We start from the raw sequence: 25,271 nt of genomic DNA, 5'->3' as shown, positions 1-25,271 counted from the left end.
ATTTAAAGGAAAAAATCCAGGCGGAAATAGATCGGCGCTTCACGTTCCGTGATCGCAGCCGGTCGTTCCAAGGAGTGAGCAAAGGTCACGCTGGCCGCGACGTTCTTGCCACGGGCAAACAGGTCCAGAGAATTGCTGCTCATGCGCCCATGCTGCTCGGCGTTGTAGCGGCCGTGGCTGATCACGCCCTGGTCGTAGCCGAGGCTGGTGCCGTATTCGCTGAACACCGGCTGCAGCCAGGCCCAGGTCACCGGGCGGCTCCAGCGCAGGTCGTTGCGCCAGTAGCCGCCGCTGTCACCGGCGAGCATCTGGTCTTTGTAGCCGCGAATCGACGATTGCCCGCCCAGGCTCATGCGCTGTGGGCTGAATAACACGTCTTCACTGTGCTGGCCGGTCATCAAGCTGCTGAAGCTCAGCGACTCGCCCCACAGCTGGAATGGGTACAAGTAGCTCACCGTGGCGGTGTATTTGCGGTAGCGCGCATCGGCCTGGCCCGGTTTTGGGTGGTGGTTGGCCTGGGCGTCGAAGGCGCCGATGCCGTCCTGCATGCCCAGGTCGATGTTGAGGAACGAGCTGCCAATCCGCCGACCATGGTTGATGCCGAACTGCGCTTCGCTGAGGCGGTTGCTGCTCAGGGCGAGCTTGCTGTCTTCGATGAAGTTGTTGGTGCGCAGGTAGGCCACGCCAGTGCTCAGGGAGGTTTTGCTCAGCGCGTCACGATAGATGACGCGCTCCAGGCGCAACTGGTGGTTCTGGCTGTCGCCGGTCTGCTTGAACTTGAAATTATTCGCCTGGGCCTGGGAGCGGTATTCGCTCTCGCTGTAGGTGTACGTGAGGTTCCACCAGCCAAACGGCAGGCTGTAATTGAGCATCGAGTTGCGCGAGGTTTTCTGGTGATCGCTGATCGCATCATGGCCGCCGCGCAGCGACAGTTGGTCGGCCAACCCCAGCGGGTTGTCCCAATCCAGGCTCGCACCCCACTGTTGCTCGCCGGTGCTGCGCTGGCCGCCGTTATGGCGCGACAAGCCGACACGCCACGGTTTCTGCGGAGTGTTTTTGACCAGAACGTCGCTACCACCCACGGCCTTTCCTGGCGCCAACTCCATCTGCGCCTGGTTCGACGGCAGGCGGTTGAGCTGGTCGACCATCTGTTCGATTTCGCGCAGGTTGAGCAACTCGCCGGTCTTGCCTGGGAAACTCATCGCCAACTGGCGGTCGGTGATGCCGCTGCCTTCGACGCCCTTCAAACTTTCGAGCTTGCCTTCGACTACCTGGATCTTGAGGTTGCCGCTGGAAAGGTCCTGCTGTGGCAGGTAGGCACGGCTGGTCACCAAGCCTCTGGCCAAGTAACGGTCGGTGATGACCTTGAGCACTTCATTAAGCTGCGGCACGCCCAGGCATTCGCCGATATAGGGCTTGATCAGCGCGTCACGCTCACCTTCGGGCAGCGCATCGGCGCCGGCGAGTTCAATGGTTTTGATCGGGAAGCAACGGGTATCCACGGGCGCGGTCGGCGTTGCAGGCGCGGCGGATTTGCCGGGCAAGTCTTTGAGTTCTTCGAGGCGCCGCTGCTGGTCTTCGAGCAGCCGGTCCTGGCGGTCGCGAATCAGGTCGGTGATGCCCGGGGTGGCCTGCGGGGGGGCAGCTTGCGCTAATCCGGCAACGCCCAGGCAAAAAAAAGCGGACAGCAGGCCAAGCCCTGTCCGACGTTCCAAACGCCACATTTCTAGATCCCTCTATATGGCACTGAGCCACTAATCGGCGGCGATAATAGGATGGCGAAATGCTGGCGTCAATTAAATGTACCCATTTGTATCAGTCCTGATGCATTGATTCAGTGCGTATCACAACTTACCGGGAGGCAGCGCTGTAGCTTTTTTGATACGGATATTGCTCAACAGAATTATAAGTCCATAATGGACAAATCAGTTTATCCGAGGAGATAGCCATGCCCAGCACGCCTCACGTGATCAACCAAGCCCAGGCCCACGAATTACTTGCGCAAATCGATGTGCCTCACATCCTGCGCAAGCTGTTTCGCGACCTGGCCGCAGGGCTTGCGGTACAGCCGGCGCAACAGCTGGTGGAGTTCCCTCAGGGCGCCGGCGACTTTATCAACTACTTGGGCGTGCTGGCCGAAGACGGGGTGTACGGGGTCAAGACCTCGCCCTACATCGTGCGTGAGCAAGGGCCGCTGGTGACCGCATGGACGCTGTTGATGTCGATGCGCACCGGCCAGCCTCTGTTGCTTTGCGATGCCGCCGAACTAACCACCGCGCGCACCGCAGCCACCACCGCGCTGGCGGTGGATGCGCTGGCACCGGCGGCCGCGCGGCGCCTGGCGATTATCGGCAGCGGCAAGGTTGCGCAGGCGCACGTGCGCTATGTGCAGAACCTGCGCGACTGGCAGCACATCAGCCTGTATTCGCCGCGCCTTGGTCGCGCGAATGCCGACACCCTCACCCACCTCAAGGGCCTGGACCCGCGACTGACCCTCGCCACGAGCTGTGACGCCGCCCTGGAAGACGCCGACGTCATCCTGCTCTGCACCTCCTCGGCAACACCTGTGATCGACCCGACACGCTTACGCAAACCCACGCTGATCACCTCCATCAGCACCAACGCGCCGCGCGCCCATGAAGTGCCGCCCGAATGCCTGGAGCACATGCACGTGTTCTGCGACTATCGCCAGACCACCCCAGGCGCGGCCGGTGAAATGCTGATCGCCGGCGAACGGCACGGTTGGGACAAGCGCACCATCGTCGGCGACTTGCCTGAGCTGCTCAGCGACATGGCGCAGCGCCCGGACTACGACCGCCATGTGTTTTTCCGCTCCATCGGCCTGGGCCTGGAAGACATTGCACTGGCCAATGCCCTGTATCAGATCCAGCGCTAACCGCCTTTTGAGGAAACGATCATGAACTCTGCAGACTTCATCATTATCGGCGGCGGCATTGCTGGCGCCTCTACCGGTTTCTGGCTGGCGCAGCACGGCAAGGTGCTGGTACTGGAGCGCGAAAACCACCCGGCCTATCACTCCACCGGGCGCTCGGCCGCCCTCTACACCGCCGCCTATGGCACCCCGCAAGTGCGCGCGCTGACCCTGGCGAGCCGTGAATTTTTCGACAACCCGCCGCCTGGCTTTTGCGAACATCCACTGCTGACGCCCCGCGGTGAAATGACCGTGGATTTCATTGGCGACCCGGTGGAACTCAACAGCCAATACCTGAGCGCCAAGGCCACCGTGCCGCAAGTCGAGCGGCTGAGTGCCGACGAGGCTTGTGCACGCTTGCCAATCCTGCAGCGGGAGAAAGTCCATGGCGCGATCTTTGACCCTACCGCCAGCGACATCGATACCGACGCCCTGCACCAGGGCTATTTGCGCGGCATCCGTCGCAACCACGGCGACGTGCGCACCGACAGCCACGTACTGGGCTTGAGCCGTGATGCCGACGGCTTGTGGCATGTGCGCACCCAGGACGCGACCTACACCGCCCCAGTCATCATCAACGCCGCCGGCGCCTGGGCTGATCATATCGGCGGGCTGGCCGGCGCGGCGCCCATCGGCCTGCAACCCAAGCGCCGCTCGGCGTTCATCTTCGCCGGGCCCGAGGGTGTGGACACCCATCACTGGCCGATGCTGGTGGCGCTGGACGAAGCCTTCTACATGAAACCCGACGCCGGGATGTTCCTGGGTTCACCGGCCAACGCCGACCCGGTCGAGCCACAGGATGTGCAGCCTGAGGAGCTGGACATTGCCATGGGCATTTACCAGATCGAAGAAGCCACCACCCTGACCATCCGCCGCCCGACCCGCACCTGGGCCGGCCTGCGCAGCTTTGTCCACGACGGTGATTTGCTCTCGGGGTTTGATCCGCAGGTTCCGGGGCTGTTCTGGGTGGCGGCGCAAGGCGGCTATGGCATCCAGACGTCACCGGCCATGGGCCAGGCGAGCGCGGCCCTGGTGCGCGGTAACCCGTTGCCGGAGCCACTGACGCGGTTCGGCCTGGACGCTGGTATGCTCTCGCCCGTCCGCCTGGAGCCGCATTGATGAACACCGCCGAGCAAGAAAAAGTCATGCAGAATTTTCGCGCGATCGCCGATGCGATCGCCACGCTGTTCTTCCCCCATGCCGAAGTGGTGCTGCATGACTTGCGCACGCAAAAGGTCGATTACATCGCCAACAACCTGTCCAAACGCGCTATCGGTGACGACTCGTCGCTGGAGGACATGCTCAGCGATGACGTCAGCGAAGTGAACATCGGCCCGTACGAAAAGCTCAACTGGGACGGTCAGAAAATCCGCAGCCTGAGCACCGTGCTGCACGACCACACAGGGCGCCGGCTTGCCGTGCTGTGCATCAACCTGAATATCTCGCTGTTCGAAAACGCGAAGGCGGCGCTGGACCTGTTTCTGTCGCCGAGCAAGCTGATCCCGCAGCCGGACTCGCTGTTTCGTGACGACTGGCAGGAACGGATCAACACCTTCCTGCATGCGTGGATGCGCGAACGCCAGTTGAGCCTGAATTTGCTGACGCGCGACCACAAGCGCGAGCTGGTATTGGCGCTGCATGCCGAAGGCGCGTTCAAGGGCAAGAGCGCGTCGAACTATGTGGCGAATGTGCTGGGCATGGGACGGGCGACGGTTTACAAACACCTCAAGGAATTGAAGGGCTGACCCGTCGCACGAGCCGGCGTGCCGGCCCCTGCGGGGAGTCGGCACGCCGGCTTGAGGCGTCAGTCGCCGTAGATGTCGGACTTGAAATACTGCTGTGAAATCTTCTGGTACTCGCCATTGGCGCGGATACCGTCGATGGCCGCGTTCAGCTCGCCGACCAGTTCGGTATTGCCTTTGCGTACCGCAATCCCGGCGCCCTCGCCCACGTATTTCGGGTCCTTGAGTTCAGGGCCGACAAAGGCATAGCCCTTGCCACGTGGCATCGACAGAAAATCGCTCAGCGGGATGGTGTCGGCAAAGATCGCATCGAGGCGCCCCGACGCCAGGTCCATGTAGATTTCTTCGTTGTTGCTGTAGCGCTTGACGTTGATGCCCTTGGGCTCGAACACCTCGGTGGCATAACGGTCGGTGGTCGTGGCGCGCTGCACACCGACGGTCTTGCCCTTGAGGCTGGCGTACTGGTCATCCACGGCTGCGCCGTCCTTCATCACCAGGCGTGAGGAGGTGAAATAGTATTTGTGGGTGAAGTCCACCGACTTCTTGCGGTCTTCATTGATGGTCATGGACGACAGGGCCATGTCGATTTTCTTCACTTTGAGGGAAGGAATCAGACCGTCGAATTCGCCCTCGACCCACACGCATTTGACGTTCATCTGCGCGCACAAGGCGTTGCCGATGTCGTAGTCGAACCCGACGATCTTGCCATCCTGGGTCTTGGAAGCGAACGGTGGGTACGCCGCCTCAATGCCGATGCGCAAGGTTTTTTCAGCCGCCAGCACATGGCTGGAAGCGAGCAGGCTGAGGGCCAGGGCGGTGATAAGCGTGTGTTTCTTCATGATTGAGGTCTCGCAAGTTATTGTTGGTTTGGCAAGCGTGAAGAAATAAAAGCAGGGTTGACGCATTTTTTTGTACTTATAATTCCATACTGGACTTTTTCGTATCGAACGTCAATCCGCCTTCCCTCAGGTAAAAAAACGCCCGCCTCCATCGTTCCTAAGCAAGACCTCCTATGGAAATGCACGGGGTTGCGCACAATAACGCCGCGCGCTGCAAGTGCAGCTGGCACTCAAACTGACCTGTAGCTGCTGGATGTGCTGAGGTGGCACGTGGGTGGCTGGCAGGTACTGGCGGGTGACTGCGCCGATGAACAATGGGCTGATCGTGGCGCAAATCATCATCGATGAGAGGCCTATGAACCTGCTGTTGCATGTGGACCACGCGCGCGACCTGCTCCGGCGGGCACGGCAAAGCAGCCTGTAATCAGACTGCGATACGGGGCATGACCACAGCGGCTAAAGCCCGTGGCCCTCACAACACAAGCAGCGCCTCATGCAATTGAATGCACGGTGTAGTGCCCTCGGCACGCCGGCTGTGCAGCCAGTCACGCGTCTTGGCAATATCGAAGATCTGGCCGTTGTCCATCAACGCCAGGATCAGTTCGTCTGCCACCCGATAACGCCCGCAGTCCGGGCAGTCGCGTTCTTCCCAGGGGCCTTCACAGGAAAACCGTTCGGCCACCCTCACACAAATGAGGCAATTCATCGCGATCACCCTTTTTATCATTGTAAGCGGTGCAGTCCAGGCTGCTCGCGACAGCCTGGACCCTCACGGAATTTACTGACTTTCCTGTGACTTGCCTTCCTGCATCTGCACCGAGGACTTGCTACCGCTGGTGTTGTCCTTGGTGGTGTTATTGGCGCTGTCAAAACAGCCGTGCAGCATCAACACACTGCACAGCCCCAAGCATCTATATAACGTCTTCATCATCGTTTACCTGTTAGTGAGGGGGGTGAAAGCGCAAGGCCTTGCCAGGCGTCAGACTGTTATCGGTCCACACATGATTTATCTGGCCGGAGCGCAGCCGCGCTCGTTCAACTATTAGGCTCAATAGCTGACGAGTGGTTAGGACGTTACGCGGGTTAAAAAAACTGAATCATTCATCTCACCTGCCCTCTTCCTATTTAAAGGTCTGGCAATTAAGGGAGCGGGTTTGAGTAATCTGGATTGGGTGCAGTGGCCAGCAATGCTGGTGACGGTTCTAGCGGCATGGCTGATCGGCTCTCAGCGCCCCTCTCGCAGAATGGCGGGGTTCGTGTGCTTTTGTTTGAGCAATGTTCTGTGGGTTGTCTGGGGCGCTTACGCTGATGCCTATGCGCTGATCGTGCTGCAGATCTGCCTGGGCTTGATGAACCTGCGCGGGTTTAAAAAGAACTTCCAGAATCAGTAATCCGGGTCATTCAGACGCCCGGTGTGTGCGCAGATTTTTCCTGAAGCCGCGCGCGTTCATGCCCAGCAGCGTGCACTCAAGCACGATCAACGCATAGGCATTCGCGTGCCAGCCCCAAGCCACCCATAAGGCGTTGCTGAGGATGAAGCCCCAAAACGCGAACATGCGCCGGCGAGGCCGTTGAGAGCCGATGAACCAGGCCGAGATCACCGTCACGACCATCGCGGGCCATTGCACCCAGTCGATAAGCACCCGAGGTCACCCGGCCCCAAGCGTGACGTTTGCACTCGCGCAGGGCTCGCTCACCACGTGGCCCGTGCCAGGCATGAGCGAAGCCAGGTATTCGCCGAACCCGCCGCGACATTTGTAATCACGCCGCGCACTGGTGATCACCGGGTTTGTGGCCGTCCACGCAATCCGCGCGCCGGTCCTTTCCAGGTCAGCCACCAGGCGCACGTCCTCGTGGGCAACCAAATGCTGAAACCCGCCGGCGTTGCGATAGGCGTCTGCACTCAGGCCCAGGTTGGCGCCATGGATATGCCGATGGTTTTCGACAAATTGGTAGAGGGCGAGGTATCGAGAGCGTGCGACTTCGTCGTACTCGCTCCAGCTGTCCACTTCGACGGTGCCACACACCGCATCGGTGCCGAACGCGAGCTGGCGCACCAGCCAATCCTGCGGCACGAGCGTATCGGCATCGGTGAAGGCCAGCCATTGGGCACCGGCCTCCAGCAGTTGCTCTGCGCCGACCGCCCTGGCCTGGCCAACGTTTCTAAAGCAGACGTCAAGCGTTGCCACGCCCAGTGCGGTTGCCCGCGCGCCGGTTTGGTCCGAGCAGTCGTCCAGCACCACGAGGACCTCGACGCGCTGGTTTTGCAATGCCGGATGTTCAATGGCAAGCAGCACCGAAGCCAGGCAATCACTGATGTGCCTTTGCTCGTTATGGGCAGGTATCACAATCCCTATCATTGACGTTCCCTCTACCTGGCGAAGTGTCTCCAGCTATCGACACCTCGCTTATCACGAAGGTTTAAAGTTTCTGGAACGTCCTTAGGCCGTGGCCGCTCAGATAGTTTATCGGCGCGCCACACTGGCGCTCAGCGGCTTTGCACTGTTATTGCGTGCAGGAGAACACGGCATGAAAGACGCGCATCCATCTGCGGGCAGGGTCAAAACCTTGCTGCTCGAACGCAACGGCTGGGTGCCGAACAACCCGCGCTTGCCGGTGATCATTTACCCAAACGCCATCCCCGTAACAGGACGTGATCCGGCGGCGCTGTTTGAACAGACGTTTTCGGCAAACGGCTGGCCGCCACAATGGCGGGACGGGGTCTACGACTACCATCACTACCATTGCGAAGGGCATGAGGTGTTGGGCGTCGCCCGTGGTCATGCTCGCCTGATGCTCGGCGGCCCCAATGGCCACGTGGTGTCGGTGACGCAAGGCGACGTGTTGCTGCTTCCCGCCGGTACCGGTCATTGCAATCTCGGTTGCAGTGAAGACTTTCAGGTGGTTGGCGCCTACCCGCCCGGCCAGCACGCAGATATAGGCCGCGAGGCACCGAGCGACGCGCAGCTGCAGAGCATTGCCGGCCTGGCGTTTCCACAGCAAGACCCGGTTCAGGGTGACGCGGGCGCCGTGTGTGCACATTGGTCTGCCTTGCGCGCAACTATCGAATGAACAGCAGGGTCAAAAATCGACACTGTTGAATTCGCAGTCACCACAGAAGGTAGCCCGTTATGTCCTATGATTATCAAGGTATTGCCAGCGTCATTACTGCATCACGCCACCTGGGAACCGGCTCAGACGAACACCTCAATGAGTCGGTGAACATCCAATTGACCAGCAGCGGCAAGCCGACGATTGCGCGCCTGAGCTTCGACAAGCCCCTGCAATGGCCCGGTCACCCCAACTTTGTCGCGGTAAACCTGCCGGATGGCACCTCGATTGGCGGCGTCATTATGGAAATCGAAAGAGCGAATGACGGCCCAGGTTGGGTGACCTTTACCGTGGACGACTGACACGTGCGGGTGTCACCAGCACGGCCATCGAATTGTCAGACAACTTTTTTGAATCTTCTTTGACGCCAAATATCTGTACTTCATGAGCAACAGGAGGCCTCATGAAAGCGAGCGATCTATTTACCATCGAGTATCAGCTTCACGGGGTGCCGAAGTCTTTCATCGTTCGCGCGCCGCAGATGGACAACGCCCAGGCCTGGCACTGGGCCAGCTGCGACGCCGGCGTCGCAGTGATACCCAAATTTGGCCAGAACACGCTCAAGCGCGTTTCCAAGCCGATGGCCGAGCAATATGGAATTACTCACGTGCGCTGGAACAGCGCGGCAGAGATTCAATGGATGGAGGAACTCACGCAATGACCCGTCAAACCCTTCAATACTCCACGAGACAGGCGTGGGATGACCAAATCGCGCACACCACCGAGATGTTTTTCGAAGCCGATCGACTCGAAGCGGCGGCCTACAACATCATCGAATCCTACAGCGGTGACACGGCGACCTGGGCACGCTTCAGCCAGGCCAAGCAGACCGCCGACAGACAACGCGCCGCCGCGCATCAAGAATGGATGCGAATACAGCGGGCGATGCGCAACTAGTCAGCCGCCAGCCCTGTCACGGCAGGGCTGGCTTGCTGGCCTCATACACCCGACTCTGGATCCTTCGACGGGCCGCCGAGGGCAACCGCGCCTTGATTGACATCAGGCTCCCAGGGCCGGGCGACATTCGGGTCTTCTGATTTGTCATTTCGTTTCGCCGTCTCGGGGCGTACTTTCTGCCCGGTAGGGGCGCCTTCAGGTCGCTTCAACTGATCGCCCATGCAGCCTCCTCAATCGCTCACGTGCAGGACAACCTTGCCGTGCACATGCCCGTTGGCCAGAAAGTCTAATGCCTCTACTGCCGCCGCCAGCTCAAACTGCCTGGCGATATAGACCTGCACATTGCCCGCCTCGATCAACCCGGCAATCTCGGTCAACTCTTCGCCGCGCGGCGCCGCCGTAAACCGCGTACCGGTCTTGCCCGCGGCCTGCGGATGATGGGCATCGGGCTGGGTCAGGGTCGACACCAGCCGCCCGCCCTCGCCCAGCACCTGCCATGAGCGCGCTTGCGTATCGCCGCCAATCAAGTCGATGACCAGGTCAAAGTCCTGGCAGATGTCTTCGAAACGCTCGGTCTTGTAGTCAATCGCACGGTCCACGCCCAGCTCACGCAAAAACGCCAGGCTGTCGGTGGATGCCGTGGCGTAGACCTGCGCGCCCTTGACCTTGGCAAATTGAACGGCGAAGTGCCCCACACCGCCGGTGCCACCGTGGATCAGGACCTTTTGCCCCTGCTCGATGTGGCCATGCTCCACCAACGCCTGCCAGGCGGTATGGCCCGCCAGTGGCACACCGGCGGCGACCGGCCAATCGAGCGCGGCCGGAATGCGCGCCAGATGCGCGGCAGGCACGCGGGCGTATTCGGCGTAGCCGCCATCGGCGCCGATCATTGCAAAGACCCGGTCGCCCGGTTTGAAATCACTTACACCCTGCCCGACCTTCTCGACCACACCGGCCACTTCGCGGCCCAGGGTCAACGGCAGTTTGTCTTGCTTGACCTCGGGGTATTGGCCCTGGCGAATCTTGTAGTCCACCGGGTTGATACCCACAAAAAAATTCTTCACGAGCACTTCGCCCGTTTTCGGTTCCGGCACTTCGACATCGCGTAGCTGCATGACCTCGGGGCCGCCGAACCGCTCAATCCTGATTGCTTTCATGCCACACCCCTCATTGTCTTTTCAGAACACACAGGGGTGTGGAGGACTGTCGGCAACCCGGGGTTCAGTGGGTGTTGGTTTATGCAGACCAACGGTTCGGTCTGCCCTGCGAAAGCGCCTACGCGTTTTGCTCCGCATAGGCGCTTTGTGTGAGGGTTATTTACAGCCGATACGGCCCGGCAACTGGCCCTGCTTCGCCTTCAGCGCAGCCTGCACCGGCTGCGGCAAATTGCTCCAGAAGGTCAGCCCCGAACGCTCTTCGATTTGGTTCACGGTGACCTGGTAGTCGCAGAAGTTGGCGCCTTTGGGCGTCTCCTGGTTCATCACAAACGATGCGTACACACCGTTTTCGGGCGAGCTGCCGACAAAGATGATTTTCCAGTAGCCACTGGGAATGGTGTGCACTTTGTTTGTGCCCGGCAGCGTGCCGACAAAATGCTCATACAGCGGCCCGGTGGTGACATACACCTGGTCGACGCCCGCCTGCTTGCTGAGGTTGCGCTCCTGATCTTCAAGATGCGCCCAGGGCCCCTGGTTGAGGTCGGACTTCTGCGGGGTGATGTTGGACAAATAATTGAGCGTCTGCCAGTCAGGCACGCCCGCCATGGAGGCGAGGTTGGCCTGATGGCCACGGTCGACTTTGAGCGCGACATTCGCGCCGTTGTAATCCACCGGGTCGAGCGTTTCCCCGGCCGGAATGTCCGGATCCGTCTTCCAATCGCGCGGGCGTCCGCTCGCCGGGGTGTCCTTGGTGATTTTGTACGAGACCCAGTTGGCAAACTTGGTCGAGCCGTTGTTGTTCAGCGTGTAGGCCTGACGGTTCAACGTCAGAGGGCTGCCGCCGGCCGGACAGCCCACCGCGCAGTTGTCGAACTGCAACGCCTGCTGTGGCTGAGGCTGGGCAATGACTGCCGATTCGCGGTTTCTATCCGGTGTGGTACAGGCGGCAACGAGCGGGATCAACAGAAACGCGAGGTGCTTGAACTTCATACTTCCTTGCATGGTGTAGCTCCTTGGGTGAATCAATGACAGAGGTCAATGGAAAGCCGACCGTTGCGATTCCATCGCGGGTCGACATAAACATTAAACCACTTTAAACATTTCAATATGAGGAAGGCTTTCAGGTCGTTTGAAAAAACGGATTCGACATTGCCTTACCAGGCGTTGAGGTCATTCAACGCGGCCTAGCAAAAAACAAGGTGGCCATCGAGGCGATGGGCTCAGAGGTGAATAGCGATGCAGGCGGGATTTTCGGCTGGTCATCCTGTTATCGACTGCCGTGGATGGGTTGATGGCGTTCATTAAACGGACGCTGCAACGCAGGCCGTTTTTTGCAGGGAGCCCTGCGTGATGGGATGGCAACTCGGGATTGGCGCGCGGCCTTTTGAGCCGCCGCCTTTATCGAAGACAAACCCGCGTGAAGAAGCTAGGGCATAAAGCCCTAGCAGGTATCACTTTTTCTTTTTCGGCGACTTCTCTGACTTCTCGGATTTTTCTGACTTCTTCGCCTTTTCTGGCTTGCTATCCGCTTTTTTTACAGACTTCTTTGGTTCGGCTTTTACAGATTTCTTCGGTTCGGCCTCTTTTTTCTTGTCTTTCTTCTCGGAAGACTTTGAAAGAGCCGATGCTGCTGCGGATTTTTTTGCGGGTGAGGACTTTTTGTCTTTCAATTCCTTGCTGGCTTTCGAAGCGTCACCTTTGCTTTTCTTCTCGTCTTTAGCCACGTTGCCCACCTCTCGGAGTATGCCGATATTGGCAAATCGCCTGTGCAATTCGTCACAAGCTAATCGTTAGGTAAGCGTGTTCAGCGGCGGTTCAAATTTTTGCTATGTCGAAATCGGCTGACCGATTGGGTGTCGTCTTTGCAGATCCAGGTTTTCAGCAATCTTGTATCGGGACCGTACGGCACAACGGCGAGCAATCCCTTTTGGTTGGCAGCCGGTGTGGCGTGAACACCCACCCGTCGCCGACGAAATAATGAACGCGTGGCGGCCTCACGTTTCAGAACGGTATGCGCCAAGCTTTGATTGACGGGAGATAGGCAATGGGGTCGCGTTACAGCGGGCCCGCTGATAATGAACGAATTGAAAAAACAATGACCGCTTAATCTCAAACCGCCAACGAACTACCCGTCACGAACATTACAGCTATCAACCTGGAGACACGCCATGCGACCTCAAACATCTTTTATATTCGACCTCGATGGCACGCTCACCGACAGCGTTTACCAAAACGTGGCGGCGTGGAAAGAGGCTCTTGATTCCGAGGGCATCCCGCTGGCTATGTGGCGTATTCATCGCAAGATCGGCATGAGCGGAGGGCTCATGTTAAAGACCCTGTCGCGTGAAACGGGTGTAACCATTACTGCAGCGCAAGGCGCGACGTTAAGTAAGAAACATGCCGCTGCCTACGAGGCCCTCAAAGGCCAGATAACGGCACTTCCAGGTTCAGTCGAGTTATTAAAAACACTGACTGAAGAAAATAAACAGTGGTGCATCGCCACCAGCGGCGGTTTGTCTACTGCCAAGATCAATTTAGAAGCGCTTGGCTTGGATATTAACGAGATCAATATAATCACCCGCGACGATGTTAAATACGGCAAGCCGGATCCAGATCTTTTCCTTGCCGCAGCGCGCAAGCTCAACGTGCCGATTGAGGATTGTGTGGTAGTGGGAGATGCCATATGGGACATGCTTGCGGCAAGGCGCTGCAAGGCGACAGGCGTCGGCTTGCTTTCCGGTGGCTACGATATCAGCGAGCTTGAAAGAGCCGGAGCGCTGAGGGTGTACGAGGACCCGCAAGATCTTTTGCAGCATTTAGAGGAAGTCGCCTCCAGGCCGTGATTTCCCACGACCCATCCAGGTTTTTAACAGCCGTATGACGCTGCCCGATGGATATCCAAAGCGCTGTAATCGAATGGTGTGCCGAAAAGCTATTCAAGCAGCACGGCAGGCACACAATGAAATCGACTGAAGGGACTCTCCAATGAGCGCAATCTGCAAACCCTATGGGATCAACACGCTGTGCGCGGCGGTGCTGGCTCCATTGCTCGCCGCCTGTGCGGGCAACAACTCGCCCTCTAACGTCGTCGCGCCGGGGGATACCAAATCGCCCACTACGCAGTCTCTGGATGCAGGCGCCGCACTGCTTCAATCACGCCCGCCGATAGACGCATTGAATGCCTACCTGGATGGCTTCCATTTTTATAACGGCCATATGAATGCCCAGATGGAGGCCCACCATTACTGCGCCATCCTCAACGAGGAAGTCATCCAGTGTGTGATCTACGATGGCAATCGCAAGGACGCCAAACTGATGGGGGTCGAGTACATCATCAGCGAACAATTGTTTGCCGGTCTGCCCAAAGCCGAGCAAGCGCTTTGGCACAGTCATGTTCACGAAGTGAAATCAGGTCAGCTCATAGCGCCTGGCATCCCTGAAGTAGCCGAGCATGCATTGATGGAAAAGCTCGTCCATACCTATGGCAAGACGTGGCATACCTGGCATACCGACCTCAATAAAGACCTGCCCCTGGGCGTGCCCCAGCTCATGATGGGTTTCACAGCAGATGGGCAGGCAGACCCCCAGATGGTTGCAGATCGGGATCGTCGATTCGGCGTCGATAGCGCGCAAAAGAAGAACGCGCGAGTGGACATACCGGCCCCGGCCGTTGCGCCAGGCGCGGATGGGTGGCGTCAGGGCAAGGTTTTCCAGATCGTTGATCCGACGAACACGCCGCATCAGCACTGACTTCATCGCGCATTAAACGCCAATAAGAAAAAGGCGCTCCGAAGAGCGCCTTAAAGGGAATTATTGCAGGCTTACTTGACGCTGGTCTGGCTTGCCGGCGGTACCGATCTGGATGCGTTTTGGCTTGGCTTCTTCGGGAATCACTCGAAGCAGCTCGATTGCCAACAGACCATGGGTGAGCGATGCACCCTGCACCTCGATATGGTCAGCCAGCCGGAAGGACAAGCGGAACGCCCGCTGCGCAATCCCTTGGTGAAGGTAAGTCACCTTCTCGTCGTTTTCACGTTTTCCACCAGAAACGTTCAATACGCCATTTTCAACCTGAATGTCTATGTCCTCCTCAGTAAGACCCGCCACTGCAATCACGATGCGGTATTGATCATCACCGTGTTTCTCGACGTTATGAGGTGGATAGGTGTTACCGGCCTCGCTACGAAGCGCCGATTCAAACAGGTCGTTGAAGCGATCAAAACCCACAGACTGACGAAACAGAGGGGCCAAAGAGAGAGTAGTAGCCATAGCAAAATCTCCTGAGTTTTCTCCAAGTGATTTAAGACGCGACCCGTTTGCGGCATCGCGTAAAACCGAAAATAGGTACTACCAAAACATTTTCAAGGGCATCTCGAAAAAAATTTTCCAACTCAAAATCTAGGGTGAAAGCCTTGCGCAGCGTGCCGCGCAGGCGCAGGTCTGAAGCGATTTTCTCTCGCCAGAACGCGCCCGCAGCGAGCGAATGCGACAGCTGATTGAGGGCGGCGCATGCTACTCAGAGAGGTCGCGGTGTCGCAAAAGCCAGCAAAGCAGGCCCAGTACCAGCGTCGCGAAACCTAGCGCCGCGATGGTCGAAGCCGGAGTGACGGCCGAATCGAGGATGACAAATTTTCGGCTCAGGGCCAGCAACGCAATCATCAGTACCGTTCTGACCTGCACGACGCTGTTTCGCCTGAGGGCGGGTCGCACTATCGAATGCTTGAATTCCAAGGCAATCAATACCGTGAAAATGGAGCCGAATAGTGCCTGGAATGCGTTGTGATCCAGCGGATCAATGGCTCCCCCTATCAGAAGGGGCACTACATTCCTGCAGAGTTGCAACACGGCGATAACGATCACCAGCGCTATGATCAGGCTCAGCGTCAGCACCACCAGTTGCTCGAAGCGTTCATAGGCGCTCATCAACGCCCACTGGATTTTAAAGTTTTTGAATGTCGAGTTATTCTCACGATTTTCTGGATGAAGCTTAGACACGACCTCTCTCCTCTTGTCTTGGAGGACTTATGTAAGACGCTCGAAGTAAGTTCATGAAAAGATAGCTATTGTCTTGAGTTTCGGGACTCTTGAGATGCGCACCGTTTCACGGGTTGATCAGGTAGGGGCATACGAATTTAATATCAAGGACGCCTATTGAAAAAGTCAGAGCTTCCAGTCAAAACCTGTGCTACCTGTGGGCTTCCTTTCACATGGCGAAAGAAATGGGCCCGTTGCTGGGACGAAGTACGCTATTGCTCGGAGCGCTGCAGACGCGGCAAATCACTTAAAACCTGAATAAAAAAAAGGGCTCTTTAAGCCCTTTTTGTGTTCAAGCGAAGTTTACTTGGTCAGCCAGGACTCAACCGTGTCAGCGCCGTGCTTGCTTTTCCACTCTTTCAAGCCTTTGTGATTACCACCTTTGGTTTCAATGGTTTCTCCAGTGTGCGGGTTTTTATAAACCTTTACCTGACGAGCTTTGCGGGTGCCTGTTTTTGGCGCCGGTGCAGTAGCGCGGCCCTTGGATTGTGGATCGAGCAGGTTGATCACGTCTTTGAGGCTATAGCCATACTTTGCGAGCAAATCGCGAAGCTTGGTTTCAAATTCAATTTCTTTCTTTAGACCGGCGTCGCCTTTAAGCGCTTCGAGCGCTTGAAGTTGCTCAGCCAGGTGTTTTTCGAGTTGACGAAATTCTGCGAGTTTAGACATGGGAAACCTCTTCTAGATGTGTTGTTACGTTACACCAAAAAAGACATGTGCATGAACTGGTAAACCTGTCGACACGCGTCCGGGGTCATGAATTGAATCCCATAGAAAGAGTAAGTTCAGCTACCGGGAGAATAGAAATCCCGTGCCTGGACCGTATCTACCGGCAGTAAACAGTCCAAAGCTGATCGACACGGGTCGTGAAACGTTGGCTCATCATGTCTCTTCGCATGCCCCAATCCGGTTCGATAGGCACGCCGGCCAAGCCCATCGTCCCCCTGCTCCACCGGCCGTTGATTGCATCCAGAACGCCCATGACCTTCTGCGTAGTGACCATAATGCAAACGCCAAATACTGACTATTGGTGAGTGTCCGCCTCCTCAGCCGGATAAAACTCGCCTTCCTTCCCCATCTTTTTCAACCGTTCGCGCACGATCAACTCAACGCTGGCCACTGCCGCCTGATCGTCAGGGTTGACCAACTGCAAGCACAGGCGTTGGACATTCTGGTCGTGCGTGCCCTCGCTCATCATTTCGTGAGTGAAGACTTGTTCACCACGCCATAGGCACAGCTGGGTATGCGTCTCGCCCAGCCATATCTCGTTGATTGATCCAAGGTCGGCCGTCGCCAGTTGATCCACGGTGATTGTCTTATCCATTGCGCTGTACCTTACCGATGAGTAGATACAGGTAGACTTGCAGGCGTAGTGGGTCGTTCCCGGCGTCGGCCGTTCAACCGCACCAGTGGTGGTCAACCACGCGCCAAACGAAAAAACACGCCGAGGCGTCTATTGCGTAAATCCAGGCATTGCCTCCCGTGCAATTATTGCCCCCGGGTACTGAATGACTCGCCCGGCCAGTCGATGACCTTCGGCAGCTGCTTGCTGCGGTATGCCTCCTTGCAGCCGACAGGCCAGGTAAGCGGCACTGAACGCATCACCGGCGGCGGTAGAATCAATCACCCTGGCAACCCTGGTCGCAGCGACTTCGTGCAACGCCCCCTGGTACTGAAGCAGGCAGCTCTGCGCACCGCGCTTGATCACCACCTCATTCACCCCCATTTGCCGGTAGCGTTTGAAGATCGACTCGACGTCGGCCTCCTCGAACAGGGCCTGCTCATCGTCAAGGGTCAACAAGGCCAGATCCAGATGAGGCAGCAGGCGTTGATAGGTCTCTGTCGCCTGCTGACGGTCGCGCCACAGGCGGGGCCGGTAGTTATTGTCGAATACCAGTTTGGCGCCGCGCGCGCGCGCCGCGATCAATCGCGGCAACACGCGATCAAGTCCCGCTTCACCGAGCACGGCCAGTGTGATGCCGCTCAGATAGAACACGCGATAGTCGTCCAGCGCCGTCAATACTTGCGCAGCCGCAGCCTGGGTAAAACACTCGCGGACGGCGGCTTCGTTGCGCCAATACAAAAAACGCCTTTCGCCCTGGGCGTCAGTCTGGATGCAATACAACCCCGGCAGGCGTCCCGGCAGATGCTGCACCAGCGACAGGTCCAGCCCCTCACTGGCCCAGGCGGCGCACATGGCATCGCTGAAACTGTCATCGCCCAGCGCCGTGACATAAGACACCTGCCATTTGGCAGCGGCCAGGCGACGCAAATAGACGGCCGTGTTCAAAGTATCGCCGCCAAAGCTCTGGTTTAGCTGGCCGTCAGAGCGTTGTTGCAGTTCGATCATGCATTCGCCGATCAGGGCAATACGCAGAGTCGCTTGGGGCGGCGCAATGAAAGTCATGACGTTCAATTATCCGATGCGGTTCATAAACAGCCCCTCGCACGGGAAGGGCCGAGGCGTAAAACGGTGTTCAAGCGAAGATCAGTTGCACCTTCGCCGCTTTGCTTTTGTCGCCGGCCAGCTCCAGTGCCTCAACCACCTGGTGCTGATTGAACTCAGCGGACAGCAGCGGCAGCGGATCGATACGGCCGCTCTCCAGCCAACGCACCGATGTGGTGAATTCGTCGATAAAACGGAACGAGCCGACCAATTTGATTTCTTTGACCAGCAGCAGGCCCAGCGGCATCTCGACCGTGTTGTGGCCCATGCCCACTTGCACCACCGTGCCTTTGGGACGCGTGAACGCTGCCGTGGAGGCGATGGCTGCCGGTGAACCGGAGGCTTCGAAGCAGACATCGAAGTACCCACCCTCCTCGGCCCATGGCGCGGTGCGTGCGGTGTCGGTCGGGTCCACGGCGAGCGTCGCGCCCATTTGCAGGGCCAGTTCGCGGCAGCGCTCGCTCATGTCGGTGGCAACCACTTCGGCGGCACCCGCCTTGAGCGCGGCCGCCATCACCAGGCACCCGATCGGGCCGGAGCCGGTGACCAGGACCTTTTTGCCCACCAGGTCACCGGCCTGATGCACCGCGTGAATGGCGACAGCCAACGGCTCGGCGAACACCATCACGCTGTCTTTGGAGCTGTCGGCGTACGGCACGCATTGCTGCTCAGTCACCGCAACGTAGTCGGAAAAACCACCGTTCACATGGGGGTTGAATTGCGCGCTGCCCATGAACTTCATGCTGCGGCAGACATTCTGTTTGCCCTCCAGGCACAGTGCGCAGCGGTTGCACGGCTGCGACGGGTTGACTGCAATCCGCTGCCCCACCTTCAGCGTGCTGCCCGTGGGCACGGCGGCAATCACCCCGATGAACTCGTGCCCCAGCACCAGCGGGTTCTTGAGGATCGACATGCCCGCCTTGGCATGCTGGTAATAATGAATATCGGAGCCGCAGATCCCGCCGCGGCTGACCTTGACCAGGACCTGCTCCTCGTCGGAGTACGCCAGGGGCAGCGATGTATGGCGTACGTCCTTGATCCCGTAGGCGACACAGGCGCGGTTTTCGATTGTTTGAATGGCCATTGCGATTTACCTCATGCCTGGGAAGGTTTGCCCAGCGGGCGGTCGGATTCAGGTGCGGATTTGGATTGCTTGTTTGGCAGCGCGACGACTTCGATCTTGCCCACCAGAAAGGTGTAAGCGAGCAGCCCCATCAATGCCACGGCGGCGATGTAAAACATGGCGTACTGAAAGCTGTGGGTGCGCTCCAGAATCACCCCGATAACAATCGGGCTGATGATCCCCGACAAATTGCCGAAGATATTCAAAAAACCACCCAGCGTGCCGATCAGGTGCCGTGGAATGACGTCACTGCACACCACCCAGCCAAGATTGGAGAAGGCATTGGCGAAGAACGCCACGGACAGAATCGCGATGGCAATCACCGGCTGGTCTTCGAAAAAATTCACCAGGCAAATGCTGGTCGTCACCGCCAGCCCGCACATCACCGGAATCTTGCGCGCCTTGGTGCGCGAATGACCGCGCTTGAGCAGCATATCGCTGAGTACGCCGCCACACAGCACGCCGCACATGGCCATCAGATACGGGAACATGGCGCCGATCCCGGCGGTGGCAATCGACAGGCCCAGGCCTTTTTCCAGATAAACGATGAACCAGGTGAGGAAGAAATACAGGGTCGAGGACGCGGCGAACTGAGCGATAAACAACCCCCACACCGTCGGCTGACGCAGCACGTGGCGTACGTCCGGCCAGTTGACCCTGGTGCTGTTGCCTCGCTGGTTCGCCGAACCATAGCCACCACCGTCGCGGATCATGTCCAGTTCTGCCTGATTAGCTTTGGTGCTGTCCTGGGGATCGCGATAGGCGATCAGCCAATAGATGCCGAAGACGATGCCCACTGCCCCAGAGAGGTAGAAGGACGCTTCCCAGCCCAGGTGGCGACGATGTAAGACAGCACCGGCGTCAGCACCGCCAGGCCAATGTACTGCGCGCTCGAATAGACCGCAGTGGCTCGCGCCCGCTCATGGTCGGGGAACCAGTTGGCGATGATCTTGGTGTTGGAAGGAAACGATGGGGCTTCAGCGACGCCGATCAGCGCGCGGCAGACCAGCAGCATCACAAACGACGCCGACGCGGTGGCGAACATATGATGGGAAGCGAAGCCCATGACAAATGTGAACACACTCCACAGGATAATCGCGCTGCCGTACAAGCGTCGTGGCCCCACGCGGTCGAGTACGTAGCCGACAGGCACCTGGCTCATGGCGTAGAACCAGGTGAACATCGAAAACAGCAGGCCCAACTGGGTCGGCGACAAGGCGAACTGGCCTTGAATCGCCGAGCCGGCCACCGACAGGTTGGCGCGGTCCATATAGTTGATTGCCGTGACCACAAACAGCATGGCCAAGACCGAAAGTCTTGCGCGTGTGGGTTTCATCGCTCTACCTATTTATTTGTATTTATCAGGTAAGTGCTTGCGCCCGCGGGCATGGCGAACAGGCAATGCTCGCCTTATCGAACGGCCCCGATCAGAGCGTGGCCAGCCAGCCTCCATCGACATAAATAATTTGGCCGCTCACATAGTTAGAGGCCTGGGATGAGAGGTAGACCGCCGTGCCGATCAACTCATCGGGGCGCCCCCAGCGTTGGGTCGGGTTGCTGCTTTTAACCCAATGATCGAAGTCCGGATTGTCCACCAGGGCCGCGTTCATTTCGGTCAGGATGTAACCCGGCCCGATGGCGTTGCACTGGATATTGAACTGCGCCCATTCAGCGGCCATGGCCTTGGTCAGCATCTTGATGCCACCCTTGGCAGCCGTATAAGGCGCAACCGTGGCGCGGGCCGCTTCGCTGGTCAGGGAGCCGATGTTGATGATCTTGCCGCCACGCCCAGCGGCCACCAGACGCTTGGCCACCGCCCGGCCAACGATGAAGGCACTGGTCAAGTTGACGTCCAACACTCGCTGCCAATCGGCCAGCGCCAACTCGAGCATCGGCTGACGGTGCTGGATACCTGCGTTGTTGATCACGATATCGACCAGCACGCCCTGGCTGTCGAGTTCGCGGAACATCGCCTCCACCGCCGCTTCATCCGCGACATTGAACAGATGACCCGTGGCGCGATGCCCCTTGGCAGTGAGCTGGCCGACGGCGTCTTCCAGACGCGCCGCGTCGGTGCCATTGAGGATCACCGTGGCACCCGCCTCTGCAAGCCCAAGTGCGTAGGAGAAACCCAGGCCGCGAGTGGAACCGGTTATCAGTGCGGTGCGTCCGCTCAAATCGAAAAGTGATGACATGATTTCCTCGGTGTTCAGCGTTTTTATTCTTGGAACAAAGCCCCGATACGCCTGGCGACGCCACAACTTAACTAATAAGTTGGCCGTAAAAATACGAACTCATGGGACAACCTGAGGATATCCTGATCTCGAATCGGCGCAATAATCAAGAAAAAAATCCATTTTCTCCCCTTCAATGTATTTACTTCTTAGATTTATTGGCGGAAGGTGCTAAAAGAATCAAACTTATGTGACGAGTTGAAAACCACAAAAATGAACCGTGAAATCGTCAAAACGCAAAACACCGTCAACGCTGTTTACGAGCAGATGAAGCACAACATTCTGGAGGGTCTCTGGCCGCCCGGCAGCAAGCTGCCCTCCGAATCCGAGCTGATCGCCACCTTCGACGTGAGTCGGGTCAGTGTGCGCAGCGCGGTCCAGCGGTTGCGCGGCCTGGGCATCGTGGTAACGCATCAGGGCAAGGGCACCTTCGTCATCAAGGACCTTGAGCAGCACGGCGTGCTCAATGACAGCCAGCCGATCATGCATCTGTCCCAGGAAGAATTCGAAGACATGCGGGTGTTTCGCGAGGCCGTGGAGTTTCGCTGCATGGAACTGGCAGTCAAGCACGCCACCAGCGACGACATCGCCCTGCTGGAAGCGGCCCTGAACCGGATGCTGGTGAACAAGGACGATTACATGCGCTATTCCCAGGCCGACTTTGACTTCCACTACGCCATCGTCAAGGCCTCGCACAACAAGATCTTCATCCATGCCATGGATTCGATCCGGCACATCTACCTGTATTACCTCGAAGAGTTGAATCGCGTACTGGGGATCACCCTGGAAAGTGTCAATGCGCACATCAAGGTCTACATGGCGATTAAAAACCATGACGCCGTGGCTGCGGCCGAGACCCTCAACGAGGCGATGGCCAACAACGTAGACGCGATCAACGAGGCACGGCTCATCGAGTCACGCAGCAATGCCGGCGACGGATTCAAGACATAAGCAAACGACAGCTCAATGGGAGAGCGAGATGGAATCCATAACAATCACAAATGTAAAAACGATTCTCACCGCGCCAGGCGGCATTGATCTGGTGGTGGTAAAAGTGGAAACCAACCAGCCGGGGCTCTACGGCCTGGGCTGTGCAACGTTTACCCAGCGTATCTTCGCGGTCGAGGCGGCCATCGAGCAGTACATGAAACCCTTCCTGATCGGCAAGGATGCGCTGCGCACCGAAGACATCTGGCAGTCGGCGGCCGTCAGCGGTTACTGGCGCTCCGGGCCGATCATGAACAATGCACTGTCCGGTGTGGACATGGCGCTGTGGGACATCAAGGGCAAAGTCGCCGGGTTGCCGGTCTACCAGATGCTCGGCGGCCGCTGCCGCGATGGCGTGCCGTTGTACCGCCACTGTGACGGTGAAGATGAAGTCGCAGTGGAAGACAGCATTCGCGCAGCCATGGAAGAAGGCTATCAGCACGTGCGCTGCCAGATGGGCATGTACGGAGGCTCCGGCACCGAAGACCTGAAGCTGATCGCCGGCAAGCTGGCCAGGGCGAAAAACATCCAACCGAAAATCTCACCGCGCAACAAGACCCACGGTATCTACTTCGATCCGGATGCCTACTTGCGTGCCGTGCCCAAACTGTTCGATCACCTGCGCGACAAGCTGGGTTTCGGTGTCGAGTTCATTCACGACGTGCATGAACGCGTGTCGCCGATCGCCGCCGTGCAATTGGCGAAGAACCTCGAACAACACCAGTTGTTTTTCCTCGAAGACCCTGTTGCACCGGAAAACATCGAGTGGTTGAAAACCCTGCGCACACAGAGTTCGACCCCGATTTCCATGGGTGAACTGTTCACCAACGTCAACGAATTCAAGCCACTGATCCAGAACAACCTGATCGACTTTATCCGTTGCCATGTCAGCACGGTCGGCGGCATTACACCGGCGAAAAAAATCGCCACCTTCGCCGAGTTCCACGGTGTGCGCACGGCGTGGCATGGCCCGGGCGATATCTCGCCGGTCGGCGTGGCCGCCAACCTGCACCTGGACCTGAGCACCACCAACTTCGGCATCCAGGAATGGACCCCGCTCAACGACAATCTGCTGGACGTCTTCCCTGGCTGCCCGGAAATCGACCGTGGCTACGCCTACCTCAGTGACCGGCCGGGTATCGGCGTGGACATCGACGAGGAGAAAGCCAAGCGCTATCCGTGCCAGGGCGGCATTCCAAGCTGGACCAATGCACGCCTGCCGGACGGCACGGCGGCGCGTCCCTGAAAGGTCCCGGGGGCGACGTCGGTCACCCCTCGCCTGGCGTCTGCGCCAAGGCCCCGGCGCTGATCCGCTGCACCTGAATGCAACACCCTCGATTACAACAATAATGAAGGGCTATTCATGAACACCATCAAAGAGACTGCTCTCTCGGCAGGAGACGCCCGTGCCACCCGCGGGTCCAAGTCCGAGCGCTTTGCGATCAAACGCTGGCTCTACCTGATCCCGCTGATCTTCATCACTTACAGCCTGGCCTACCTCGATCGGGCCAACTACGGCTTCGCCGCCGCCTCCGGCATCGAGCAAGACCTGAACATCAGCAAGGGCACGTCCTCGCTGATCGGTTCGCTGTTCTTTCTAGGCTATTTCTTCTTCCAGGTGCCCGGCGCCATCTATGCCCAACGCTACAGCGTGCGCAAACTGGTGTTCTGCAGCCTGATCCTGTGGGGCTTCTGCGCCATGGCCACGGGCCTGGTGACCAATATCCCGATGCTGATGATCATTCGATTCTCACTCGGGGTGGTGGAGGCGGCAGTGATGCCGGCGATGCTGATCTTCATCAGCAACTGGTTCACCCGCAAGGAACGCTCACGCGCCAATACCTTTCTGATCCTCGGCAACCCGATCACCGTGTTATGGATGTCGGTGGTTTCCGGCTACCTGATCCACGCCTGGGGCTGGCGAGAAATGTTCATTATCGAAGGCGCACCGGCGGTGCTCTGGGCGTTTGTCTGGTGGCGTCTGGCGCGGGATAAACCCGAGGAAGTCAGTTGGCTGACCCGCGAGGAGAAAGACCGACTGGCCGCCACACTGGCCGACGAACAAAAAAACATGAAGGTGATGCGCAACTACCGTCAGGCATTCACCTCACCCTTGGTGATCAAGCTGTGTCTGGTGCATGCACTGTGGAGCATCGGCGTGTACGGCTTCATCATGTGGCTGCCGTCGATCATCAAGCAGGCCTCGGCGTCTGACATCGTCACCACCGGCTGGCTGAGTGCTGTGCCTTACGTGGCCGCAGTAGTGACCATGCTGGCGGTCTCTTGGGCCTCGGACAAAACCGGGCAGCGTAAACTGTTCGTCTGGCCGCTGCTGGCCCTCGGCGCCTTGGCCTTTCTGGGTTCTTACTTGCTGGGTTCGACGCACTTCTGGCTGTCATTCAGCCTGCTGACCATTGCGGCGGCGGCGATGTACGCACCTTACGGCCCCTTCTTTGCGTTGATTCCGGAGTTGCTGCCGGCCAACGTATTCGGTGGCGCCATCGGGCTGATCAATGCCTGTGGCGCGCTGGGCGCATTTCTCGGCTCGTGGATCGTCGGCTACCTCATCGGCCTGACAGGCAATCCGGGAGCGGCCTATATTTTCATGACCGCAGGCATGCTGGCGGCGGCCGTCATCATGGGGTTAGTGGTGGTAAGCGAGAACCGCAGGTAATAAGACCACCGCTGAAATGATCGGATGGCCCCAGGATAACGATAGCGAGCCCGGGGCCTCGAACTTCCGGTGTCGGCCCTGCTTTGGGCGAAGTC

The 25,271-nt window shown here is 58.4% G+C and carries 31 protein-coding genes and 2 pseudogenes; 14 read left to right on the top strand and 19 right to left on the bottom strand.

From position 1 onward, the window contains the following. Positions 1-2: 2 nt before the first annotated feature. Positions 3-1,724 (bottom strand): ShlB/FhaC/HecB family hemolysin secretion/activation protein, encoded by a 1,722-nt coding sequence (locus AB5I78_RS11275; RefSeq protein WP_369302675.1) that lies wholly within the window; start codon positions 1,722-1,724, stop codon positions 3-5. Between the two features lie 224 nt (positions 1,725-1,948). On the opposite strand from AB5I78_RS11275, the gene AB5I78_RS11270 reads away from it, so the two are divergent. Genes AB5I78_RS11270 through AB5I78_RS11260 form a run of 3 tightly spaced genes read left to right on the top strand, consistent with a single transcriptional unit; the run spans position 1,949 to position 4,677 of the window. Further along, the gene (locus AB5I78_RS11270; RefSeq protein WP_369302676.1) at positions 1,949-2,896 is read left to right on the top strand and encodes an ornithine cyclodeaminase family protein; all 948 of its coding nucleotides are present in this window, start codon (positions 1,949-1,951) and stop codon (positions 2,894-2,896) included. Positions 2,897-2,917: 21 nt separating this feature from the next. Then, a complete protein-coding gene (locus tag AB5I78_RS11265) occupies positions 2,918-4,051 on the top strand; it encodes an NAD(P)/FAD-dependent oxidoreductase (RefSeq protein ID WP_369302677.1) in 1,134 nt (377 codons plus the stop codon). Then, entirely contained in the window at positions 4,051-4,677 is a 627-nt protein-coding gene (locus tag AB5I78_RS11260) for a transcriptional regulator (RefSeq protein WP_119735466.1), read from the top strand. Before AB5I78_RS11265 ends, AB5I78_RS11260 begins: the two co-directional genes overlap by 1 nt. Before the next feature lie 59 nt (positions 4,678-4,736). On the opposite strand, the gene AB5I78_RS11255 is transcribed toward AB5I78_RS11260, so the two are convergent. From AB5I78_RS11255 to AB5I78_RS11245, 3 genes are all read right to left on the bottom strand, one after another. Then, a complete protein-coding gene (locus tag AB5I78_RS11255) occupies positions 4,737-5,513 on the bottom strand; it encodes an ABC transporter substrate-binding protein (RefSeq protein ID WP_369302678.1) in 777 nt (258 codons plus the stop codon). Positions 5,514-5,985: 472 nt separating this feature from the next. Further along, positions 5,986-6,219, bottom strand: coding sequence for a hypothetical protein (locus AB5I78_RS11250; RefSeq protein ID WP_369302679.1), 234 nt, complete (start codon positions 6,217-6,219; stop codon positions 5,986-5,988). A gap of 72 nt (positions 6,220-6,291) precedes the next feature. Next, on the bottom strand, positions 6,292-6,441 hold the full coding sequence (locus tag AB5I78_RS11245; RefSeq protein ID WP_177410134.1) for a hypothetical protein: 150 nt from the start codon (positions 6,439-6,441) through the stop codon (positions 6,292-6,294). Between the two features lie 226 nt (positions 6,442-6,667). On the opposite strand from AB5I78_RS11245, the gene AB5I78_RS11240 reads away from it, so the two are divergent. Next, the gene (locus AB5I78_RS11240) at positions 6,668-6,904 is read left to right on the top strand and encodes a hypothetical protein (protein WP_262206176.1); all 237 of its coding nucleotides are present in this window, start codon (positions 6,668-6,670) and stop codon (positions 6,902-6,904) included. Between the two features lie 6 nt (positions 6,905-6,910). Here AB5I78_RS11240 and AB5I78_RS11235 read toward each other — a convergent pair whose 3' ends face one another. Both AB5I78_RS11235 and AB5I78_RS11230 read right to left on the bottom strand, forming a co-directional pair. Continuing rightward, positions 6,911-7,126, bottom strand: a complete 216-nt coding sequence (locus tag AB5I78_RS11235; protein WP_106580020.1) for a hypothetical protein — start codon at positions 7,124-7,126, stop codon at positions 6,911-6,913. 36 nt (positions 7,127-7,162) lie between these two features. Next, positions 7,163-7,873, bottom strand: a complete 711-nt coding sequence (locus tag AB5I78_RS11230; RefSeq protein WP_369302680.1) for a glycosyltransferase family 2 protein — start codon at positions 7,871-7,873, stop codon at positions 7,163-7,165. A gap of 169 nt (positions 7,874-8,042) precedes the next feature. Here AB5I78_RS11230 and AB5I78_RS11225 point away from each other — a divergent pair, with 169 nt between their 5' ends. From AB5I78_RS11225 to AB5I78_RS11210, 4 genes are all read left to right on the top strand, one after another. Continuing rightward, complete coding sequence (locus tag AB5I78_RS11225) at positions 8,043-8,585, top strand: cupin (protein WP_369302681.1); 543 nt, start codon at positions 8,043-8,045, stop codon at positions 8,583-8,585. Positions 8,586-8,644: 59 nt separating this feature from the next. Next, positions 8,645-8,926, top strand: a complete 282-nt coding sequence (locus AB5I78_RS11220) for a hypothetical protein (protein ID WP_145163558.1) — start codon at positions 8,645-8,647, stop codon at positions 8,924-8,926. A gap of 101 nt (positions 8,927-9,027) precedes the next feature. Next, positions 9,028-9,285 carry a DUF6555 family protein gene (locus AB5I78_RS11215; RefSeq protein WP_145163556.1) on the top strand — a complete coding sequence of 86 codons (258 nt, stop codon included), beginning with the start codon at positions 9,028-9,030 and terminating at the stop codon, positions 9,283-9,285. Further along, the gene (locus AB5I78_RS11210) at positions 9,282-9,521 is read left to right on the top strand and encodes a hypothetical protein (RefSeq protein ID WP_145163554.1); all 240 of its coding nucleotides are present in this window, start codon (positions 9,282-9,284) and stop codon (positions 9,519-9,521) included. The genes AB5I78_RS11215 and AB5I78_RS11210 overlap by 4 nt, the downstream gene beginning before the upstream one ends. Before the next feature lie 41 nt (positions 9,522-9,562). On the opposite strand, the gene AB5I78_RS11205 is transcribed toward AB5I78_RS11210, so the two are convergent. The 4 genes from AB5I78_RS11205 to AB5I78_RS11190 form a co-directional block, all read right to left on the bottom strand. After that, on the bottom strand, positions 9,563-9,742 hold the full coding sequence (locus AB5I78_RS11205) for a hypothetical protein (protein WP_369302682.1): 180 nt from the start codon (positions 9,740-9,742) through the stop codon (positions 9,563-9,565). A gap of 9 nt (positions 9,743-9,751) precedes the next feature. After that, entirely contained in the window at positions 9,752-10,678 is a 927-nt protein-coding gene (locus AB5I78_RS11200; RefSeq protein ID WP_262206179.1) for an NADP-dependent oxidoreductase, read from the bottom strand. Between the two features lie 156 nt (positions 10,679-10,834). Continuing rightward, on the bottom strand, positions 10,835-11,680 hold the full coding sequence (locus AB5I78_RS11195; RefSeq protein ID WP_369302683.1) for a DNA/RNA non-specific endonuclease: 846 nt from the start codon (positions 11,678-11,680) through the stop codon (positions 10,835-10,837). A 449-nt stretch (positions 11,681-12,129) separates the two neighbouring features. Then, on the bottom strand, positions 12,130-12,411 hold the full coding sequence (locus tag AB5I78_RS11190) for a hypothetical protein (RefSeq protein ID WP_178119717.1): 282 nt from the start codon (positions 12,409-12,411) through the stop codon (positions 12,130-12,132). Positions 12,412-12,846: 435 nt separating this feature from the next. Between AB5I78_RS11190 and AB5I78_RS11185 the strand changes: the two genes are divergently transcribed. Both AB5I78_RS11185 and AB5I78_RS11180 read left to right on the top strand, forming a co-directional pair. Next, on the top strand, positions 12,847-13,521 hold the full coding sequence (locus AB5I78_RS11185; protein ID WP_145163545.1) for an HAD family phosphatase: 675 nt from the start codon (positions 12,847-12,849) through the stop codon (positions 13,519-13,521). A 142-nt stretch (positions 13,522-13,663) separates the two neighbouring features. After that, complete coding sequence (locus AB5I78_RS11180) at positions 13,664-14,428, top strand: OBAP family protein (protein ID WP_242200124.1); 765 nt, start codon at positions 13,664-13,666, stop codon at positions 14,426-14,428. A gap of 60 nt (positions 14,429-14,488) precedes the next feature. On the opposite strand, the gene AB5I78_RS11175 is transcribed toward AB5I78_RS11180, so the two are convergent. Both AB5I78_RS11175 and AB5I78_RS11170 read right to left on the bottom strand, forming a co-directional pair. Beyond that, complete coding sequence (locus AB5I78_RS11175) at positions 14,489-14,947, bottom strand: Hsp20 family protein (protein ID WP_145163542.1); 459 nt, start codon at positions 14,945-14,947, stop codon at positions 14,489-14,491. 243 nt (positions 14,948-15,190) lie between these two features. After that, positions 15,191-15,601, bottom strand: coding sequence for a phosphate-starvation-inducible PsiE family protein (locus AB5I78_RS11170; protein WP_124528285.1), 411 nt, complete (start codon positions 15,599-15,601; stop codon positions 15,191-15,193). A 228-nt stretch (positions 15,602-15,829) separates the two neighbouring features. Here AB5I78_RS11170 and AB5I78_RS11165 point away from each other — a divergent pair, with 228 nt between their 5' ends. Next, positions 15,830-15,970, top strand: a complete 141-nt coding sequence (locus AB5I78_RS11165; RefSeq protein WP_369302684.1) for a DUF2256 domain-containing protein — start codon at positions 15,830-15,832, stop codon at positions 15,968-15,970. Between the two features lie 45 nt (positions 15,971-16,015). Here AB5I78_RS11165 and AB5I78_RS11160 read toward each other — a convergent pair whose 3' ends face one another. The 7 genes and pseudogenes from AB5I78_RS11160 to AB5I78_RS11130 all read right to left on the bottom strand — a co-directional run bounded on the left by AB5I78_RS11160 (position 16,016) and on the right by AB5I78_RS11130 (position 21,476). Beyond that, positions 16,016-16,381 (bottom strand): histone-like nucleoid-structuring protein, MvaT/MvaU family, encoded by a 366-nt coding sequence (locus tag AB5I78_RS11160; protein ID WP_106579992.1) that lies wholly within the window; start codon positions 16,379-16,381, stop codon positions 16,016-16,018. A gap of 157 nt (positions 16,382-16,538) precedes the next feature. Then, a pseudogene (locus AB5I78_RS11155) lies at positions 16,539-16,694 on the bottom strand (DUF4113 domain-containing protein); the annotation flags it as partial. A 42-nt stretch (positions 16,695-16,736) separates the two neighbouring features. Next, positions 16,737-17,036, bottom strand: coding sequence for a hypothetical protein (locus tag AB5I78_RS11150; RefSeq protein WP_262206187.1), 300 nt, complete (start codon positions 17,034-17,036; stop codon positions 16,737-16,739). 129 nt (positions 17,037-17,165) lie between these two features. Beyond that, a complete protein-coding gene (locus AB5I78_RS11145; protein ID WP_369302685.1) occupies positions 17,166-18,119 on the bottom strand; it encodes a sugar kinase in 954 nt (317 codons plus the stop codon). A gap of 70 nt (positions 18,120-18,189) precedes the next feature. Continuing rightward, positions 18,190-19,242: an L-idonate 5-dehydrogenase gene (idnD, locus tag AB5I78_RS11140; RefSeq protein ID WP_262206191.1), complete on the bottom strand. Its 1,053-nt coding sequence runs from the start codon at positions 19,240-19,242 to the stop codon at positions 18,190-18,192. Positions 19,243-19,253: 11 nt separating this feature from the next. Beyond that, positions 19,254-20,551: pseudogene (locus tag AB5I78_RS11135) on the bottom strand (MFS transporter). Between the two features lie 157 nt (positions 20,552-20,708). Then, positions 20,709-21,476: an SDR family oxidoreductase gene (locus AB5I78_RS11130; protein ID WP_369302687.1), complete on the bottom strand. Its 768-nt coding sequence runs from the start codon at positions 21,474-21,476 to the stop codon at positions 20,709-20,711. A 252-nt stretch (positions 21,477-21,728) separates the two neighbouring features. Between AB5I78_RS11130 and AB5I78_RS11125 the strand changes: the two genes are divergently transcribed. The 3 genes from AB5I78_RS11125 (at position 21,729) to AB5I78_RS11115 (ending at position 25,176) form a co-directional block, all read left to right on the top strand. Further along, entirely contained in the window at positions 21,729-22,466 is a 738-nt protein-coding gene (locus tag AB5I78_RS11125; RefSeq protein WP_369302688.1) for a FadR/GntR family transcriptional regulator, read from the top strand. A gap of 28 nt (positions 22,467-22,494) precedes the next feature. Then, positions 22,495-23,748: an enolase C-terminal domain-like protein gene (locus AB5I78_RS11120; RefSeq protein ID WP_242200137.1), complete on the top strand. Its 1,254-nt coding sequence runs from the start codon at positions 22,495-22,497 to the stop codon at positions 23,746-23,748. Between the two features lie 117 nt (positions 23,749-23,865). Beyond that, positions 23,866-25,176 (top strand): MFS transporter, encoded by a 1,311-nt coding sequence (locus AB5I78_RS11115; RefSeq protein WP_369302689.1) that lies wholly within the window; start codon positions 23,866-23,868, stop codon positions 25,174-25,176. Positions 25,177-25,271: the final 95 nt, after the last annotated feature.

Source organism: Pseudomonas sp. N2-3-1-14 (assembly GCF_041228395.1).
GTDB lineage: Bacteria > Pseudomonadota > Gammaproteobacteria > Pseudomonadales > Pseudomonadaceae > Aquipseudomonas.
This window is presented reverse-complemented; position numbering and strand designations above follow the sequence as displayed.

What these genes read in the sequence shown, in the direction of transcription:
- AB5I78_RS11220 (WP_145163558.1), top strand. Translation starts at nt 8,645, where the DNA reads ATGTCCTATGATTATCAAGGTATTGCCAGCGTCATTACTGCATCACGC.
- AB5I78_RS11185 (WP_145163545.1), top strand. Translation starts at nt 12,847, where the DNA reads ATGCGACCTCAAACATCTTTTATATTCGACCTCGATGGCACGCTCACC.
- AB5I78_RS11125 (WP_369302688.1), top strand. Translation starts at nt 21,729, where the DNA reads ATGAACCGTGAAATCGTCAAAACGCAAAACACCGTCAACGCTGTTTAC.
- AB5I78_RS11160 (WP_106579992.1), bottom strand. Translation starts at nt 16,381, where the DNA reads ATGTCTAAACTCGCAGAATTTCGTCAACTCGAAAAACACCTGGCTGAG.
- AB5I78_RS11255 (WP_369302678.1), bottom strand. Translation starts at nt 5,513, where the DNA reads ATGAAGAAACACACGCTTATCACCGCCCTGGCCCTCAGCCTGCTCGCT.
- AB5I78_RS11205 (WP_369302682.1), bottom strand. Translation starts at nt 9,742, where the DNA reads ATGGGCGATCAGTTGAAGCGACCTGAAGGCGCCCCTACCGGGCAGAAA.
- AB5I78_RS11275 (WP_369302675.1), bottom strand. Translation starts at nt 1,724, where the DNA reads ATGTGGCGTTTGGAACGTCGGACAGGGCTTGGCCTGCTGTCCGCTTTT.
- AB5I78_RS11210 (WP_145163554.1), top strand. Translation starts at nt 9,282, where the DNA reads ATGACCCGTCAAACCCTTCAATACTCCACGAGACAGGCGTGGGATGAC.
- AB5I78_RS11145 (WP_369302685.1), bottom strand. Translation starts at nt 18,119, where the DNA reads ATGACTTTCATTGCGCCGCCCCAAGCGACTCTGCGTATTGCCCTGATC.
- AB5I78_RS11175 (WP_145163542.1), bottom strand. Translation starts at nt 14,947, where the DNA reads ATGGCTACTACTCTCTCTTTGGCCCCTCTGTTTCGTCAGTCTGTGGGT.
- AB5I78_RS11265 (WP_369302677.1), top strand. Translation starts at nt 2,918, where the DNA reads ATGAACTCTGCAGACTTCATCATTATCGGCGGCGGCATTGCTGGCGCC.
- AB5I78_RS11230 (WP_369302680.1), bottom strand. Translation starts at nt 7,873, where the DNA reads ATGATAGGGATTGTGATACCTGCCCATAACGAGCAAAGGCACATCAGT.
- AB5I78_RS11245 (WP_177410134.1), bottom strand. Translation starts at nt 6,441, where the DNA reads ATGAAGACGTTATATAGATGCTTGGGGCTGTGCAGTGTGTTGATGCTG.
- AB5I78_RS11270 (WP_369302676.1), top strand. Translation starts at nt 1,949, where the DNA reads ATGCCCAGCACGCCTCACGTGATCAACCAAGCCCAGGCCCACGAATTA.
- AB5I78_RS11115 (WP_369302689.1), top strand. Translation starts at nt 23,866, where the DNA reads ATGAACACCATCAAAGAGACTGCTCTCTCGGCAGGAGACGCCCGTGCC.
- AB5I78_RS11250 (WP_369302679.1), bottom strand. Translation starts at nt 6,219, where the DNA reads ATGAATTGCCTCATTTGTGTGAGGGTGGCCGAACGGTTTTCCTGTGAA.
- AB5I78_RS11200 (WP_262206179.1), bottom strand. Translation starts at nt 10,678, where the DNA reads ATGAAAGCAATCAGGATTGAGCGGTTCGGCGGCCCCGAGGTCATGCAG.
- AB5I78_RS11130 (WP_369302687.1), bottom strand. Translation starts at nt 21,476, where the DNA reads ATGTCATCACTTTTCGATTTGAGCGGACGCACCGCACTGATAACCGGT.
- AB5I78_RS11260 (WP_119735466.1), top strand. Translation starts at nt 4,051, where the DNA reads ATGAACACCGCCGAGCAAGAAAAAGTCATGCAGAATTTTCGCGCGATC.
- AB5I78_RS11150 (WP_262206187.1), bottom strand. Translation starts at nt 17,036, where the DNA reads ATGGATAAGACAATCACCGTGGATCAACTGGCGACGGCCGACCTTGGA.
- AB5I78_RS11170 (WP_124528285.1), bottom strand. Translation starts at nt 15,601, where the DNA reads ATGAGCGCCTATGAACGCTTCGAGCAACTGGTGGTGCTGACGCTGAGC.
- AB5I78_RS11225 (WP_369302681.1), top strand. Translation starts at nt 8,043, where the DNA reads ATGAAAGACGCGCATCCATCTGCGGGCAGGGTCAAAACCTTGCTGCTC.
- AB5I78_RS11195 (WP_369302683.1), bottom strand. Translation starts at nt 11,680, where the DNA reads ATGCAAGGAAGTATGAAGTTCAAGCACCTCGCGTTTCTGTTGATCCCG.
- AB5I78_RS11215 (WP_145163556.1), top strand. Translation starts at nt 9,028, where the DNA reads ATGAAAGCGAGCGATCTATTTACCATCGAGTATCAGCTTCACGGGGTG.
- idnD (WP_262206191.1), bottom strand. Translation starts at nt 19,242, where the DNA reads ATGGCCATTCAAACAATCGAAAACCGCGCCTGTGTCGCCTACGGGATC.
- AB5I78_RS11120 (WP_242200137.1), top strand. Translation starts at nt 22,495, where the DNA reads ATGGAATCCATAACAATCACAAATGTAAAAACGATTCTCACCGCGCCA.
- AB5I78_RS11235 (WP_106580020.1), bottom strand. Translation starts at nt 7,126, where the DNA reads ATGGTCGTGACGGTGATCTCGGCCTGGTTCATCGGCTCTCAACGGCCT.
- AB5I78_RS11180 (WP_242200124.1), top strand. Translation starts at nt 13,664, where the DNA reads ATGAGCGCAATCTGCAAACCCTATGGGATCAACACGCTGTGCGCGGCG.